At 73.1% G+C, this 15,387-nt stretch carries 15 protein-coding genes; 9 read left to right on the top strand and 6 right to left on the bottom strand.

Translation table 11 applies throughout. The annotated features are described in order from the left end of the window. Positions 1-88 precede the first annotated feature (88 nt). From ACIPXB_RS22345 to ACIPXB_RS22330, 4 genes are all read left to right on the top strand, one after another. Positions 89-1,069, top strand: a complete 981-nt coding sequence (locus ACIPXB_RS22345) for an ATP-binding cassette domain-containing protein (protein WP_401452534.1) — start codon at positions 89-91, stop codon at positions 1,067-1,069. A gap of 2 nt (positions 1,070-1,071) precedes the next feature. Continuing rightward, a complete protein-coding gene (locus tag ACIPXB_RS22340) occupies positions 1,072-1,851 on the top strand; it encodes an ABC transporter permease (protein WP_401452532.1) in 780 nt (259 codons plus the stop codon). Between the two features lie 217 nt (positions 1,852-2,068). Further along, positions 2,069-3,187 (top strand): ABC transporter ATP-binding protein, encoded by a 1,119-nt coding sequence (locus tag ACIPXB_RS22335; RefSeq protein WP_401452530.1) that lies wholly within the window; start codon positions 2,069-2,071, stop codon positions 3,185-3,187. Next, complete coding sequence (locus ACIPXB_RS22330) at positions 3,184-4,014, top strand: ABC transporter permease (protein WP_401452528.1); 831 nt, start codon at positions 3,184-3,186, stop codon at positions 4,012-4,014. Before ACIPXB_RS22335 ends, ACIPXB_RS22330 begins: the two co-directional genes overlap by 4 nt. On the opposite strand, the gene ACIPXB_RS22325 is transcribed toward ACIPXB_RS22330, so the two are convergent. Further along, on the bottom strand, positions 4,015-4,350 hold the full coding sequence (locus ACIPXB_RS22325) for an ATP/GTP-binding protein (protein WP_401452527.1): 336 nt from the start codon (positions 4,348-4,350) through the stop codon (positions 4,015-4,017). It abuts the gene before it with no gap. 256 nt (positions 4,351-4,606) lie between these two features. Here ACIPXB_RS22325 and ACIPXB_RS22320 point away from each other — a divergent pair, with 256 nt between their 5' ends. Next, positions 4,607-5,638: an LLM class flavin-dependent oxidoreductase gene (locus tag ACIPXB_RS22320; protein ID WP_401452525.1), complete on the top strand. Its 1,032-nt coding sequence runs from the start codon at positions 4,607-4,609 to the stop codon at positions 5,636-5,638. A gap of 201 nt (positions 5,639-5,839) precedes the next feature. Here ACIPXB_RS22320 and ACIPXB_RS22315 read toward each other — a convergent pair whose 3' ends face one another. Then, entirely contained in the window at positions 5,840-6,232 is a 393-nt protein-coding gene (locus tag ACIPXB_RS22315) for an SCO5389 family protein (RefSeq protein WP_398120657.1), read from the bottom strand. Between the two features lie 233 nt (positions 6,233-6,465). Here ACIPXB_RS22315 and nucS point away from each other — a divergent pair, with 233 nt between their 5' ends. After that, entirely contained in the window at positions 6,466-7,137 is a 672-nt protein-coding gene (nucS, locus tag ACIPXB_RS22310; protein ID WP_401452523.1) for an endonuclease NucS, read from the top strand. A gap of 306 nt (positions 7,138-7,443) precedes the next feature. Here the strand turns inward: nucS and ACIPXB_RS22305 are convergent, their stop codons facing one another. The 3 genes from ACIPXB_RS22305 to ACIPXB_RS22295 all read right to left on the bottom strand — a co-directional run bounded on the left by ACIPXB_RS22305 (position 7,444) and on the right by ACIPXB_RS22295 (position 11,765). After that, on the bottom strand, positions 7,444-10,182 hold the full coding sequence (locus ACIPXB_RS22305) for an ATP-binding protein (protein ID WP_401452521.1): 2,739 nt from the start codon (positions 10,180-10,182) through the stop codon (positions 7,444-7,446). A gap of 230 nt (positions 10,183-10,412) precedes the next feature. Then, the gene (locus tag ACIPXB_RS22300; RefSeq protein ID WP_401452519.1) at positions 10,413-10,736 is read right to left on the bottom strand and encodes an STAS domain-containing protein; all 324 of its coding nucleotides are present in this window, start codon (positions 10,734-10,736) and stop codon (positions 10,413-10,415) included. Positions 10,737-10,916: 180 nt separating this feature from the next. Beyond that, on the bottom strand, positions 10,917-11,765 hold the full coding sequence (locus tag ACIPXB_RS22295) for a 3-hydroxyacyl-CoA dehydrogenase family protein (protein WP_037927951.1): 849 nt from the start codon (positions 11,763-11,765) through the stop codon (positions 10,917-10,919). Between the two features lie 243 nt (positions 11,766-12,008). On the opposite strand from ACIPXB_RS22295, the gene ACIPXB_RS22290 reads away from it, so the two are divergent. Beyond that, complete coding sequence (locus tag ACIPXB_RS22290; protein ID WP_401452516.1) at positions 12,009-12,581, top strand: cob(I)yrinic acid a,c-diamide adenosyltransferase; 573 nt, start codon at positions 12,009-12,011, stop codon at positions 12,579-12,581. A gap of 59 nt (positions 12,582-12,640) precedes the next feature. Here the strand turns inward: ACIPXB_RS22290 and ACIPXB_RS22285 are convergent, their stop codons facing one another. After that, complete coding sequence (locus tag ACIPXB_RS22285) at positions 12,641-13,306, bottom strand: hypothetical protein (protein ID WP_401452514.1); 666 nt, start codon at positions 13,304-13,306, stop codon at positions 12,641-12,643. Positions 13,307-13,404: 98 nt separating this feature from the next. Between ACIPXB_RS22285 and ACIPXB_RS22280 the strand changes: the two genes are divergently transcribed. Further along, positions 13,405-14,643, top strand: a complete 1,239-nt coding sequence (locus ACIPXB_RS22280; protein ID WP_401452512.1) for a sensor histidine kinase — start codon at positions 13,405-13,407, stop codon at positions 14,641-14,643. Further along, entirely contained in the window at positions 14,640-15,296 is a 657-nt protein-coding gene (locus ACIPXB_RS22275) for a response regulator (RefSeq protein WP_401452510.1), read from the top strand. The genes ACIPXB_RS22280 and ACIPXB_RS22275 overlap by 4 nt, the downstream gene beginning before the upstream one ends. The last annotated feature ends 91 nt before the right edge of the window (positions 15,297-15,387 follow it).

Genomic DNA, 15,387 nt, shown 5'->3' with positions numbered 1-15,387 from the left:
CCGACCCGGCCGGCTTCCGCCGGCACCCCTTCAGGGCCTCCCGTCACTCCGGTGGCGGGGGGCCCTGGGTCGTTCTAGCGTGAGGCGCATGATCGAGCTGGAGGCCCTCACCAAGCGCTTCGGTACGAAGACCGCGGTCGACTCCCTCAGTTTCCGGGTCAGACCGGGCGTGGTGACCGGGTTCCTCGGGCCCAACGGAGCGGGCAAGTCGACGACGATGCGGATGGTGCTCGACCTGGACCACCCGACCAGCGGAACGGTACGGATCGACGGCCGGCACTACCGCGAGCTGGACGAGCCGCTCAAGTACATCGGGGCGCTGCTGGACGCCAAGGCGATGCACGGCGGGCGCAGCGCGTTCGACAACCTGCTGTGCCTGGCCCAGTCGAACCGGATCCCGGCGACCCGGGTGGCAGACGTGCTGGACACGGTCGGACTGACGGCGGTGGCGCGCAGGAAATCGAAGGGCTTTTCGCTCGGCATGGGGCAACGCCTGGGAATCGCCGCCGCCTTGCTGGGTGATCCGGAGATCCTGATGTTCGACGAGCCGGTCAATGGCCTGGACCCCGAGGGAATCCACTGGATCCGCAATCTGATGAAGGCCCTGGCCGCCGAAGGAAGGACGATCTTCGTATCCAGTCACCTGATGAGCGAAATGGCTCTGACCGCAGATCATTTGATCGTGATCGGACAAGGCCGGCTGCTGGCCGACACATCGATGGCGGATTTCATCCAGGCGAACTCCCGGAGCTACGTACGGGTGCGCTCACCGCATCAGGAGCGCCTCAAGGACGTACTCGCGAGTAATGGAATTGCGGCGGTCGGGGTCGGCGCGGGCGCCCTGGAGATCGACGGCGTGAGCGCCGAGGCGCTCGGCGACCTCGCCGCCGAGCACCAGATCGTGCTGCACGAGCTCAGCCCGCAGCGCGCCTCGCTGGAGGAGGCGTTCATGCGGATGACCGCCGGCGCGGTCGAGTACCACGCGCACGCGCCGGGCGAGGACGCCTCCGGGCTGCCGCTCGGCGGACCCCGCTGGGGCGGCGACGACAGTGCGCTCGGAGGATCGTGACCATGGGCTCCCTCCCCGCCGTCCTGCGCTCCGAGTGGACCAAGATCCGCACCGTCTCCTCCACCACCTGGACCCTGGCCACCGCGCTGGTGGTCACCGTGGCGCTGAGCGCCGCCGTCTCCGCGCTGATGACGAGCCAGTTCGACAATCTTCCGGAGATCGAGCGCGCCGCCTTCGACCCGACGCTCACCAGCTTCTCGGGGATGGTGCTGGGCCAGCTGGCCATGGTCGTCTTCGGGGTCATGGTGGTCGGCACCGAGTACAGCACCGGCATGATCCGGACCTCGCTGGCCGCCGTGCCCCGGCGGACCACCTTCCTGCTGAGCAAGATCACCGTGGCCGGGCTGCTGGCCCTGCTGGTGGGGCTGGCCACCAGCTTCCTGTCCTTCTTCATCGGCCAGGCGCTGCTGGGCGGGCACCGCACGGGCATCGGGGAGCCGAACGTGCTGCGCGCCGTCGTGGGGGCCGGCCTCTACATGGCGCTGATCGCCGTCTTCTCGATGGGCGTGACCGCGATGCTGCGCAGCACGGTGCTCTCGCTGGGCATCCTCGTCCCGTTCTTCTTCCTGATCTCGCAGATCCTGATCGTGGTGCCGAAGGCCAAGGAGGTCGCCCGCTATTTCCCCGACCGGGCCGGGTCGAAGATCATGCAGGTCGTCCCGGACGCCATGGGCCGGGGCGAGGCGCCGTACGGGCCGTGGGGCGGGCTCGGGATCATGGTGCTGTGGGTGCTGGCCGCGGTGATCGGCGGCTGCCTCGTCCTGCGGCGCCGGGACGCCTAGAACCCGGGCCGGGGTCCCTTCCGGGGTCCCTTCCGGGATCCGGGCCGGAATCCGTACCGGCCCCTGCCGTGATCCGTGCCAGGGCTGGTCCCCGGGGGATTCCCGGGTCGGTCTCAGGGTTCCCTCAGGGATCTGGAGCAGGTGGGAACCGCGGACCACTCGTTATCCTCTTAAGCCTTACCCGGACGAATCCCGTCCGCCTGGCAAGGGACAGAGGATGATCGAAGCAGTCGGCCTGACCAAGCGCTACGGCGCCAAGACCGCGGTCGACCAGCTCTCCTTCCAGGTCAGGCCGGGTCAGGTGACCGGATTCCTGGGGCCCAACGGCTCCGGGAAGTCGACCACCATGCGCATGATCCTGGGCCTGGACCGGCCCACGGCCGGACGGGTCACGATCAACGGGCTGCCCTTCCGGGAGCTCCCCGACGCCCAGCGCAACGTCGGCGCGCTGCTCGACGCCCGCGCCGTGCACGGCGGCCGCCGGGCCCGCAAGCACCTGCTCGCCCTCGCCCAGCTCTCCGGGATCCCGGAGAAGCGCGTCGACGAGGTCCTGGGCGTGGTCGGGCTCCAGGACGTGGCCGGGCAGCGGGCCAAGGGCTTCTCCCTCGGCATGGGCCAGCGGCTCGGCATCGCGGCGGCGCTCCTGGGTGATCCGCAGGTGCTGCTGTTCGACGAGCCGGTCAACGGTCTCGACCCCGAGGGCATCCTCTGGGTGCGCACCCTCATGAAGCAGCTGGCCGCCGAGGGCCGGACCGTCTTCGTCTCCTCGCACCTGATGAGCGAGATGGCGCTGACCGCCGACCACCTGATCGTGATCGGCCGCGGGCGGCTGCTGGCCGACATGGGCGTGCAGGAGTTCATCGCGCACAACTCGGCCGGATTCGCCCGGGTGCGGGTGGCCGACACCGACCCGAACGGCTGGGAAACGCTGGGCGAGGTCCTGGTGAAGGCCGGCGGCCGGGTGCTGAAGGAGCCCGACGGCGCCCTGCGGGTGACCGGGCTGGACCTGCCGGGGATCTCCGATCTCGCGCACGGGGCGGGCGTACGCCTGTGGGAGCTGTCCCCGCACCGGGCCTCGCTGGAGGAGGCCTACATGCGCATGACCCAGAGCTCGGTCGAGTACACCTCCACCGACGACCCGCGCGCCGAGCTGGTCGCGCCCGCGCCGCTGACCGTGCCGGACTGGGAGGACGAGGTGGCGCCGGAGGTGCCGGCCGAGACGGCGGCGAGCTTCTACGCTCCCCCGCCGCCCGGGGCGGGCGGCCGGCCCTTCCTGATGCCCAGCAGCCCCGGCGACCTGGCCTCCGCCGCGAACGAACCCGAGGATTCCCGATGACCGCGCCGACCGCGCCGACCGCGCCGCCCGCGTACCGCTCGCCGCACTCCGGACCCCGGCCGAACCTGGCCCACGCGGTCGCCTCGGAGTGGACCAAGCTGATCTCGGTCCGCTCCACCCTGTGGACGCTGGGCTCGCTGATCGCCCTGGTCTGCGGCATCGGCACGCTCGCGATCACCCAGACCAGCGCCCGGGACTACGAGGGCATGCCCTTCACCGCGCCCGCCGTCTTCGGTCTGCTGGTCGGGCAGGTGCCGGTGATGGTGCTGGGCGTGCTGACGATGACCTCGGAGCACGGCACCGGGCTGATCCGCACCACCTTCACCGCGGCCCCCGACCGGTTCCGCGTGCTGACCGCGAAGTACCTGGTCTTCACGGGAACCGCGTTCGGTGTCGTGGCGGGCTCGGTCGGCCTGGTGAGCCTGGCCGCCGCCATCGTGCACGACGGGCCGGCGGCCGGCGTGCACCATCCCTCGGAGTGGGCCGGCGCGTTCTACGGCAGCGTGTACATCACCCTGCTGGGGGTGCTCGGCCTCGCGATCGGCGCGCTCGTACGGCACTCGGCGGGAGCGATCGCCGTGATGATCGGCATCATCACCCTGCCCCCGGTGATCGGCGCCATGCTCACCTCGTGGACCGTGCTCGCGCCGGTGGGCACGGCGGTCCTGCGCTACAACGCGCCGGTGGCGCTGATGCAGCTGTTCGGGCTGCCGAACGGCGACGGGGTCGGGGCCACGAGCGACGGTGCGCAGCTCATGCTGCTGCTCCTGGTGGCGGGCGCCGCGGTGGCCGGCTCGTACGCGGTGGTCGGCCGCCGGGACGTGTAGTCAGTAGCGGGGAGCGTTGCGGGACCGCTGCACCTTCGAGGTGCGGCGGTCCTTCGCGTTCCAGCACGCCTTGTGCCAGTGCCGCCGGTCGTCCACGCCGCCGTACTCCGGCCACGCCACCAGGTGCGGGGTGCCCGAGGGGATCTCCTGGTCGCAGCCCGGGCAGCGGTAGCGCTTGCCCGCCGCCGCGGCACCGGCGACATGGCGGACCTTCCAGTCCTCGCCCTGCCACTCCTCGGTGCGCTCCAGGCCGTAGCGGTCCATGCCGCCACCGTCGCCGCCTGGACGCTCGGCCGGATTCTCGCCGCCCCTCGGGCGGTTGTGGCGCGGAGACACGTATACCTCACGGATCGGTGTACGGAAGGGACTTTCACCCAGACTACGCGGCGCGAGGACGGGTACCCGCAGGGTGGCCTGGACGGGCCGCCGGCGGATTCCCCGACAATCTCAGTAACTTTCGTGTCAGGCCGTGCCTTTGGCACGTGTCAGACGTTGTTGCCAGCAGAAGACCCGACGATCGGACGACGGCGTCCGGTCCGGGGTGCCCGGTCCACCTGGGGAGGCCGCGTCAGCCGCGAGGAGGCTAAAGGCGATGCGCGTAGGAGCGTTTGTACTGGCGGCCCAGTTCCCGGGTCAGGGAGCCGGGGAGGCCCTGCACCGGGCGGTGCGGACCGCCGAGGTGGCCGAGGAGGCCGGACTCGACTCGGTCTGGCTGGCCGAGCACCACTTCGTGCCGTACGGGGTGTGCCCTTCGGCGGTCACCCTGGCCGCGCTGCTGCTGGGCCGGACCCGGCGGCTGCGGGTGGGCACGGCGGTGAGCGTGCTGCCCAACACCCACCCGGTGGTCCTGGGCGAGCAGGCCGCGCTGCTGCATCTGACGTCGGGGGGCCGGTTCACCGTGGGCGTGGGCCGCGGCGGGCCGTGGGTGGATCTGGAGGTGTTCGGGGGCGGGCTGGAGGCGTACGAGGAGTCCTTCCCCGAGGCGCTGGACCTGCTGCGCCGGTGGCTGACCGAGCCGCGGGTCCGGGCGGCCGGGGAGCGGTACGGCTTCCGTGAGGTGGCCGTCGTACCGCGCCCGTCGGAATCGCTGGACGCGGATGCGACGAGTCCGGAAGTGATCGTCGCGTGCACCTCGCCGGCGTCGGTACGGCTGGCCGCCGAACGCGCGCTGCCGATGCTGCTCGGCATGCACTGCGGGGACGAGGAGAAGGCGGCGATGGTCGCGCTGTGGCGGGAGACGGCGCTCGCGGCGGGTCACGCGCCGGAGGCCGTGCGGGCCGCCGGCCATGTCTCGGCGGGCGTGTGCCAGCTGGCCGACCGGACGGCGGACGCGCGCGAGACCCTGATCAAGGCGATGCCCGGCTGGCTGAAGCAGGGCCTGGACGCCCACGTCACCGTCGACGGCCGGCACCGTGCGATGCGCGATCCCGTCGCGTACACGGAACTGCTCTGCGATCTGCACCCCGTGGGCACCCCGCGGCTGGCGGCGGACCGGCTGGCGGCGACGGCCGAACGGACCGGGATCAGGCGGTTCGCGCTGCTGACGGAGGGCTCGGGGGACCTGGCGGCGACGGAGGAGAACCTGCGGCGCCTGGGCGGCGACGTCCTCCCGCGCCTGCTCTAGCCCCGCGCTCCCCGGCCGCGCGCTCCCGGCCGCTCGTGCTGCCCCCGCCCCTGGCTGCCGCTCCGGTACCAGGCACCTCCCGCGGTACGGAGCGGCAGCGCAGAGCCGGGGACGGGAGAGCATGTCCTCGTTACCGGAGTCGGTCGGACATGTCTTCGGAAGGTTCTTCGGATATGTCTGCGGGAATGTCCGGGACCGGGTCTAGCAGTCCCGGAGTTCCGGGGACTGGTTGAGCAGCTGCCCCCGGATCGACGTGAACTTGGCGAGCCGGTCGTCGGCCGAGCCGTCCAGCGGGAACACGGCGACGCGGTGGCAGTTCTGGAAGGCGAGCCGCACCCCGAAGTGCCGCTGCAGCGCACCGCGTATCGCGTCACTCGCCAGCGCGCGCAGCAGCTGGCCGCGCGCCTGCTCGTCCGGCGGCGGCGTCTGGTTGTCGGCGAACTCGCCGCCGTCGACCTTCAGCTGGGCCACCAATGAGCTGATCATCTCCCAGGCGTACGGCAGGGAGGTCCGGACGCAGTCGACGAATGCGGCTTCGTCGACCTCGCCTCGCTCGGCCTGTTCGAGTAGGGCCGGTGAGACGTCGAGCGACATGGGTTCTCCTCTCGCGACCCCGGCCCATTGGGTGACCGGGGTCTTACGGGCAGGGAAGGAGGCCGCCGCTCTCGCATGGCGACGCAGTGTGCGCGTTCGACAACCTCCCGCTTACACGGTAGGCGTCCCATGGGGTGCGCACCAGGAGAATGCGCATACAACGCGCCATCCGCGAACGGGGCTTTCGGGGGCGAATCGCGTGGAGGGGTGTCGGTCGAGTAGCGTTGCCGACCATGCGTCTCGTCATCGCCCGCTGCTCCGTCGACTACGCGGGCCGCCTCACCGCCCATCTGCCCTCGGCACCCCGTCTGATCCTCGTGAAGGCCGACGGCAGTGTCTCGGTCCACGCGGACGACCGGGCGTACAAACCGCTCAACTGGATGTCGCCGCCGTGCACCCTCAAGGAGGGGACGGGCGACGAGGCGGGCGTCTGGACGGTCGTCAACAAGGCGGGCGAGAAGCTCATCATCACGATGGAAGAAGTCCTGCACGACTCCTCCCACGAGCTCGGCGTCGACCCCGGTCTGATCAAGGACGGTGTGGAGGCGCACCTCCAGGAGCTCCTGGCCGACCGCATCGAGACGCTGGGCGAGGGCTACACCCTGATCCGCCGCGAGTACATGACGGCGATCGGGCCGGTGGACATCCTGTGCCGGGACGCCTCCGGCGCGACGGTGGCGGTCGAGATCAAGCGGCGCGGTGAGATCGACGGCGTCGAGCAGCTGACGCGGTACCTGGAACTGCTGAACCGCGACCCGCACCTGGCCCCGGTCCGGGGGGTCTTCGCGGCCCAGGAGATCAAGCCCCAGGCGAAGGTCCTGGCGGCCGACCGGGGCATGGACTGCGTGGTCCTGGACTACGACGCCATGCGCGGCATCGAGGACGACAAGCTCCGCCTGTTCTGAGGGCCCCGCCCGAAGCCGGACCGCGCCCCGCCCCCTGCGGGGCGCGTCCGCTTCTCCGGGGACGGACGCGAGCCTGCGGCGCCCCAGGGGCCGAGGGCCGACGCACCGTCGGGTACGGACGGCACACCCCGTCCGGGTACGGCCACCCGCCGGAGACCGTCGGCCGACCGACCGCCCCCTAGGGGGTGGGAACCCCGGCACGTGCACGGCCACCCGCCGGAGACCGTCGGCCGACCGGCCGGCCCTGCGGGTGGGAACCCTGGGCCGTGTGCGGCGTGCGGCTTGCGTCCAGCGGGCCGCGCGGGGTCAGTTGCCCGTGCCGCCGGCGTCCGCGCCGGCCGTCGGGCCCCCTGCCGCACCGCCGTCGGCCCCCGTCGACGTACCGGTCGACGTGCCCGATGCCGCGCCACCGTCCGCTCCGGTCGACGTACCGGTCGACGTCCCCGCCGTCGGCGTGCCCGACGTGCCGGCCGTCGGCGTGCCCGTGGTGCCGCTCGTCGGGGAGCCCGTGGTGCCCGGCGGTGTCGTCGTCACCGGCGGCTTGGTGTGCGGCTTCGTCGGCGCGGTCGACGGCTTGGTCCCCGGACGGCGGGTCGCCCCGCCCCCCGACGTTCCCGCACCCGCACTCGACCCCGCGGCCGGGCTCGCCCCCGGCACCTCGGGGGCCGGGCCGGCGCCGCCGTCACCCCCGGTCGGGGACGCGGCGCCCGGTTCCGGGGACACCGGGTCCGGCGCAGGAACGTTCCCTCCGCCACCCGGGGTCGGCCGGAACGACGTCGGCGCCGGCGTGGTCGCCGGCGTCACGGTGTCCTCCGGGCCCAGCGCGAGCGCGGCGACCGTACCCAGCGCGACCACCGCGAGCGCGCCGCCCGCGGCCAGCAGCACCGGGCGCCGCCGCCACGGCGGCGTCCGCGGAGCGACCGGGACGGGCGCGGCCGGGGCCGCGGGCCGCGGCTGCGGCACGGCCGCCGGGCCCGACGGGAACGCGTCCTCGAAGACCTCGGACAGGGTCACCGGGTCCGGCGCCGGGCCCGCCGCGGCGGGCCGTGTGACCTTCGCGAGCGGGTCGGGCCGCAGGACCGGTGTCACCTGGGTGACCGCCTCCGCCGGACCGGCCGACCCGGCCGACCCGGCCGACCCGGCCGGACCCGACCGCGCCGCCGGGCCACCCGGCGCCTTCGGCACCGGAACCGTGACCGCGGACGTGGACGTGGACGCGGGCGTGGGCGCGGCCGTCGGCGCGGCGCCGGCCGCGGGAGCCTCCAGCCGCAGCGGCGGCGAGGCCACCGCCCCGCCCTCCCGGTCCGTGACCAGCGCGAGCGCCCGCCGCCCGGCGACGGTGCCGTGCTTGTCGGCCAGCGCCCCGCGCAGCCCGATCGACGCCTCCAGCTCGGCCCGCGCCCGGTCCACGCGGCCCCCGCACAGGGCCAGCACACCCAGCTCGTGGTGGAAGTAGGCCTGTTCCGCGACCTCGCCCGCCGTCCGCGCGGCTTCGGCGCCGGCCCGCAGCACCCGCTCCCACGCGCCCCAGTCCAGCGACGCCGCGAACGCCGGCGCGGCGGTCCGCGCCAGCATCACGCCCGCCACCACGTCCGCGCCGGCCAGCGCGGCCAGCACCGCGTCCGCCTCCGCGGCCACCCGGGCCGGCGTCACCGAGGCGTGCCCGGTCCACCAGGCGTAGTGCCGGGCCGCCGTACGGGCCTCGTCGAGCACCTCGACGCCCGCCTCCGCCAGCTGCCGCGCGACGCCCTCCGCCAGCCGGTACCGGTTCCCGGAGGCGGTCAGCAGTCCGCACCCCAGGAGTTCCGCCACCGCCATGTCGGCGTGGGTGTCCCCGACCAGCGCCGGCAGGTGCGCGTGGTGCGGCATCTCGCCGCCCAGCGCGCAGGCGAACTTCAGGGCCGCCCGCGCCGGCTCGCTGAGCCGCGCGGCCAGGAGCTCCGCCGGTGCGGCGCCCTCGGCCAGCGTCGGCAGCGGCACCGTCGACCGGTCCTGGCGTTCCTCGAAGACGCCGGGCTCGTCACCGTCGGCGTCGGCGGCCTCGGCCACCCGCCGGTTCAGCTCGTCGCGCTGCCGCAGCAGCCCGCCCGCCTGGACGAAGCGCAGGGCGAGTCCTTCGGAGGCGAAGCGCAGGTCGCCCGCCCAGGCGGTCTCGTCCTCCGTCAGGGGCCGGCCGACGGCCTCCGCCAGCAGCTCCGCACAGGCCGCGCGCCCCAGCCCGCCGAGGAAGACCTCCTCCAGGTGGGAGTCGTCGGACGGCGCCGGAGTGTCGGGCGTGGCCGCCAGCAGCCAGGCGCATTCGGGGGTGGCGCGCAGCAGCTCGTCGAGCGCGACGCCACCGAGCTCCAGGTCGTCGAGGACGACGACGGCGCCGATGTCGCGGACGCGGTCGAGCAGTTCGGTGCGGTCGGGCCGCCGGCCGGGGGCGTCGTACACGGCGCCGTAGAGCGCGTACAGCAGCTCGGTGGGGTTCTGCCGGTGGCCGCACAGCCGTACGACGCCGTCGGGGGCGAGGTCGTCGCAGTCGCGGGCGACCGCGTCGAGCAGGGTGGAGCGGCCGGAGCCGGCGGGGCCGGTCAGCCGTACGGAGCGGCCCCGGCCGAGCAGCCGGACCAGCCGCTCGCGCTCCTCGGCCCGGTCCAGCAGCGGCAGCACGGGCAGGGCGGGGCCGGGCGGTACGGGCGGGCGGCCCGCGGCGGCGAGGGCGGCCCGGGAGGCGGCGTCGCGCCTGGCGGGGCGGTCGGCGGGGTCGTCGGGGCGGCGGGCCTCGATCTCGCTGCCGTCGACGGGGTTGACGGTGAGCCGGTAGTCCCCCGCGATCAGGTGCGCGACCCGGGCAGGCCCCTGTCCGGGACCGGAGGCGGCACCGGCAGCAGAACCGGAAGCGGAAGCCGACCCGGAACCGGAAGCGGAGCCCGAACCGGAGCCGGAGCCCGAACCCGACGCGGGAGCGGGCCCGGACGTACGGGCGCCGGGGCCCGTGGCCCGCGGCTGTCCCTCCGGCCGTCCCTCCGGTGCGGTGTGCCCCTGTGTACTGCGGTCCATGCCCCAGTCCCCCGATCGCGTCTCGCGTCGCGCGTCGCCGTCGTCCTGTCCGGCCGTCGCACACGCCGCGGTCGCTCCTGGTCCGGTTTCCGCCCGAACCCTAGACCGTGCCCGGTGGCGGGGGAAACGGCAGGGGGGCCATCACCACCAGACCGTTACCAGCCGCCCACCCCGGATACCGCCCCCGGATACCGCCCCGACCTGCGTGAACCGCCGCCGCGGACCCGTACTCAGACGCGAGGAAGCGATTCCGCTTCGAGGCCGCCCTCGATGGCCAGGATCCGGTGCAACCGGGTGGCCACGAGCAGCCGCTGCATCTGCGCCGGCACCCCGCGCAGGACCAGACGCCGTCCGCTCCGGCCGGCCCGCCGGTGGGCGCCCATGATGACGCCGAGTCCGGTCGCGTCCCAGGAGTCGAGCCCGGTGAGGTCGAGCACGAGATCCCCGGCGCCGTCGTCGAGGGCGGTGTGGAGGGCCGTACGGGCGTCCGCCGCGCTGCGCACGTCGAGGCGGCCCCCGACTGCGAGTTCGGCGTGGTCGCCCCTGATGTGCATATGTGCTCCCCGGAAGTGCTGCTGCGTACGCGTGCGTATGGTCGGCAACTCTCACTGCAACTGACTGTGTCGCGGGCAGTGAAGTTGCCGACCGTGAGCGAACCGATACCTAAATCACCCCGGGGGGTGACGGCGTTCGAACGGTCCCGCCCGGTGCTCGCGGCCCCGGTGTGCTCAGTCTCAGTGCTTGTAGAAGCCCTGGCCGCTCTTGCGGCCGATGTCTCCGGCGTCCACCATCCGGCGCATCAGCTCCGGCGGGGCGAACTTCTCGTCCTGGGACTCGGTGTAGATGTTGCTGGTGGCGTGCAGGAGGATGTCGACGCCCGTCAGGTCGGCGGTCGCCAGCGGGCCCATCGCGTGCCCGAATCCCAGCTTGCACGCGATGTCGATATCCTCGGCGGACGCCACGCCCGATTCGTACAGCTTTGCCGCCTCGACGACGAGCGCCGAGATCAGACGGGTCGTCACAAAACCGGCCACGTCGCGGTTGACGACGATGCAGGTCTTGCCGACCGACTCGGCGAACGCGCGGGTGGTGGCGAGGGTCTCGTCGCTGGTCTTGTAGCCGCGGACCAGCTCGCACAGCTGCATCATCGGGACGGGCGAGAAGAAGTGCGCGCCGACGACCCGCTCCGGACGCTCCGTCACGGCGGCGATCTTCGTGATCGGGATGGCGGAGGTGTTGGACGCGAGGACCGCGTCCTCGCGCACGATCTTGTCGAGGGCGCGGAAGATCTCGTGCTTGATCTCGATCTTCTCGAAGGCGGCCTCGACGACGATGTCGACGTCGGCGACCGCGTCGAGGTCGGTGGTCGTGGTGATCCGGGCGAGCGCGGCCTCGGCGTCCTCGGCGGTGAGCTTGCCCTTGGAGACGAACTTGTCGTACGAGGCCTTGATCCCGTCGGTGCCCCGGGTCAGGGCGGCGTCGGTGACGTCCCGCAGGACGACGTCCCAGCCCGCCTGAGCGGAAACCTGAGCGATGCCGGAACCCATGAGTCCGGCACCGATGACGGCGAGCTTCCCAGCCACTGCACACCCCACGCTCTTGAATACGACCTAGTTTCGTAGCCTCTCCGGCGGAGACTAGCGCCCGGCGGCGGTGGTGTGACCCGGAAGTAACACGCGTCACGTCTCAGCTGACGGACATCACACCGGGACGGCTCAGCGCGCCCTCCACACCGCGCAGTTCACGCCGGACCGCGGTCCGGATACCGCTCCTCGATCCCCCGCCACCGCGTGCGGTTTTCCGGGGCGGATCACTACGCTGGCCGCATGGTGAACCTCACGCGCATCTACACCCGCACCGGTGACAAGGGAACGACCGCACTCGGCGACATGAGCCGGACGGCCAAGACCGACCTGCGGATCTCGGCGTACGCCGACGCCAACGAGGCCAACGCGGCCATCGGGACGGCGATCGCGCTCGGCGCGCTGCCCGAGGAGGTCGTGAAGGTGCTGGTCCGGGTCCAGAACGACCTGTTCGACGTCGGCGCCGACCTGTGCACGCCGGTCGTCGAGAACCCCGAGTACCCGCCGCTGCGGGTGGAGCAGTTCTACGTCGACAAGCTGGAGGCGGACTGCGACCTCTTCAACGAGCAGCTGGAGAAGCTGCGCAGCTTCATCCTGCCCGGCGGCACCCCCGGCGCGGCCCTGCTCCACCAGGCCTGCACCGTGGTGCGGCGTGCCGAGCGGTCCACGTGGGCGGCGCTGGAGGTGCACGGCGAGTCGATGAACCCGCTCACCGCCACCTATCTCAACCGCCTGTCCGACCTGCTGTTCATCCTGGCCCGCGTGGCCAACAAGGAGGTCGGCGACGTGCTGTGGGTGCCGGGCGGCGAGCGCTGACGGCGCGGGGCCGGCCCGGAGCGGGGCGCGGGCCGACCCCCGTCCGGCCCGCGCCCCGCTCAGGACTCGGTCTTGGTGAGGGACGCCGGGCGCTGGGCCCCGGTTCCCGCGACCGCGTCCGAGTCCGGTCCGGTGGCCGTGGTGCTCGTCGACGGGGGTGCCGAAAGGGCCGTCGCGGTGTCCGTCGCGGCGGACGCCGGCGCCTTCGTCGGCCAGATCGTGTAGCAGAGGGCGACGATGGCGTGGATGCCCATCGCCCGCAGGGCCCCGAACTGCCAGGCCTGCAGGGAGCTGACGTCGCCGGCGTCCCCGACGTACCAGATGGCGCCCTGGAGCAGGGCCAGCGCGACGGCGCCGCCGAGCAGGGTGCGCAGCCACAGCCGCCACTCGTAGGCGGCGCGGGCCTTGCCGTAGGGCAGTCCGGCCGGCTTGGGCCCGCCCGCGAAGCGGTACGCGGCGTGCCGGTCGAGCCAGTTGATCGTGAGCTTGCCGTACCCGACGGTGTAGCCGATGTAGAGCGCGGCGAGCCCGTGCTTCCAGTCCGGTTCGGCGCCGTTCTTCAGGTCGATGGTGGTGACCACCAGCAGCACCAGTTCCAGCAGCGGCTCGCAGAGCAGGACCGCGGCACCCAGCCGGGGCATTTTCGCCAGGTAGCGCAGCGCCAGGCCCACCCCCAGCAGGACCCAGAAGCCGACCTCGCAGGCGATGATCAGCGCGAAGATCACGGGAAGACTCCGTTCGGCTCGGTGTGTGTGCTTCCAGCTTCCCGGCGCCGGGCGGCGCGTTCGTCGTCTGCGGCGACGATCTGTGACTGCATCCTTCGATGTACGACGGAATCGGCTCCCGCGCCGAGGCCCCGGCGGCCCCCACCGTGTTGGATGGTGCCGTGAAGATCTTCCGCCCGCACCGTGACGACGTGCTCCTCGCCGCTGCCGGCGTGACCCTCGGGCTGATCCTGTGGAGCCTGGGGGTGTACTCCAACGGCAACCGCCTCTTCCCGCCGTGGGCGGCCCTGGTCCCGCTGCTGGCGCTGGGCGTACTGGGACTGTTCCGGCGCACCTGCCCCGAGACGGCGATGAACCTCGGCACCGTGGCGATCGTCGCGGACCAGTTCACAGTCGGCAATCTGGCCTCGATCCTGATCTTCACAGACCTGATGTACGCCGCGGTGGTCTACGGCCGTCCCGCCCTGGCCCGGCGGCTGCCGATCGTCACCGGCCTGCTGACGGTGGCCGTCACCATCACGGCGGTCGCCTACTTCCGCACCCCGCAGGCCCTGCTGATCGGGATCGTGTTCGGCATCGTCAGCTTCGGCCCGGCCCTGACCGGCGCCACCTTGCGCAACCACCGCGAGGCGGCCGAGGCGGCCCGGCTGCGCGCCGAGCAGACCGCGCTGCTGGCGGAGATCGACCGGGCCCAGGCGGTGGTCGCCGAGCGCGCCCGGATGGCGCGCGAGCTGCACGACATGGTGGCCAACCACCTGTCGGCCATCGCGATCCACTCCACCGCCGCGCTGTCCATCGGCACCCCGGAGACCAGCCGGGAGGCGCTCGGCGTGATCCGCGAGAACAGCGTGCAGGGGCTGGCCGAAATGCGTCGTCTGATCGGACTGCTCCGGGACGCCGGGGCCGAGCAGGAGCCGGTGGCCGTGCCCAGTCTGGACGGGCTGGAGAGCCTCCTGGCCCAGGCCCGGGTCAACGGGAAGGCCAGCGGTCTGGACTTCCGCCTGGAGGACCTGCGGCGACCGGGCGAGGCCCTGCCGGCGCCGGTCGAGCTGGCGGCGTACCGGATCGTGCAGGAATCCCTGACCAACGCGGTCAAGCACGCGGTGCCCGGTACGGTCACGGTCCGGGTGGAGCGCACGGACACGGAGGTGAGGGTGTCGGTGGATTCGCCGTACGGGGACCGGCCGGGGCCGCGCGCGCCGGGCTCGGGTGCCGGGCTGGTGGGCATGCGGGAGCGTACGGAGCTGCTCGGCGGGGAGTTCGAGGCGGCGCGCGCGGGCGCGCGGTGGCAGGTGCGGGCGGTGCTGCCCGCCGAGGAGAAGGTGGTGAGCGCATGACGATCCGGGTGCTGGTCGCGGAGGACCAGAAGGCGGTACGGGCGGGCCTGGTGCTGATCCTGCGCAGCGCGGGCGACATCGAGGTCGCGGGCGAGGCGTCGGACGGCGAGGAGGCGGTGCGGCTGGCCCGTGAGCTGCGCCCGGACCTGGTCCTCATGGACGTGCAGATGCCCCGGCTCGACGGGGTCTCGGCCACCCGCCAGGTGGTGACCGAGGGGCTGGCGGACGTGCTGGTGCTGACCACCTTCGACCTGGACGAGTACGTCTTCGGGGCGCTGCGGGCGGGGGCGGCCGGCTTCCTGCTGAAGAACGCGGAGGCGCACGAGCTGATCGAGGCGGTGCGCACGGTGGCGCGCGGCGAGGGGCTGATCTCGCCCGCGGTGACCCGCCGGCTGATCGCGGAGTTCGCCGCGCCGGCCGCGGTACGCGCGCCGGCCCCGTCCCCGGAGCGCGCGGCGGCCCTGGAGAGTCTGACCCGGCGGGAGCGCGAGGTGCTGTCGTGCCTGGGCGAGGGCCTGTCGAACGCGGAGATCGCGCGGCGGCTGGAGATGGCGGAGGCCACGGTGAAGACCCATGTGAGCCGGCTGCTGGGCAAGCTGGAGCTGCGCAGCCGGGTCCAAGCGGCGGTCCTGGCCCAGGAGTTGGGCATCTAGAAGTCTGCTGAAGATCTTGTTGTAGGGGTCGTCCGGTCGTGGGCCGGGCGGCCCTTTGCGCTATGTGGTGGCGGGGTTGAGGCAAGGCCGC

Source organism: Streptomyces sp. NPDC090022, from assembly GCF_044748145.1.
In the GTDB taxonomy this organism is placed as follows: domain Bacteria; phylum Actinomycetota; class Actinomycetes; order Streptomycetales; family Streptomycetaceae; genus Streptomyces.
Note: the sequence above shows the minus strand (reverse complement) of the source record. Positions and strands in the feature narration are given on the sequence as shown.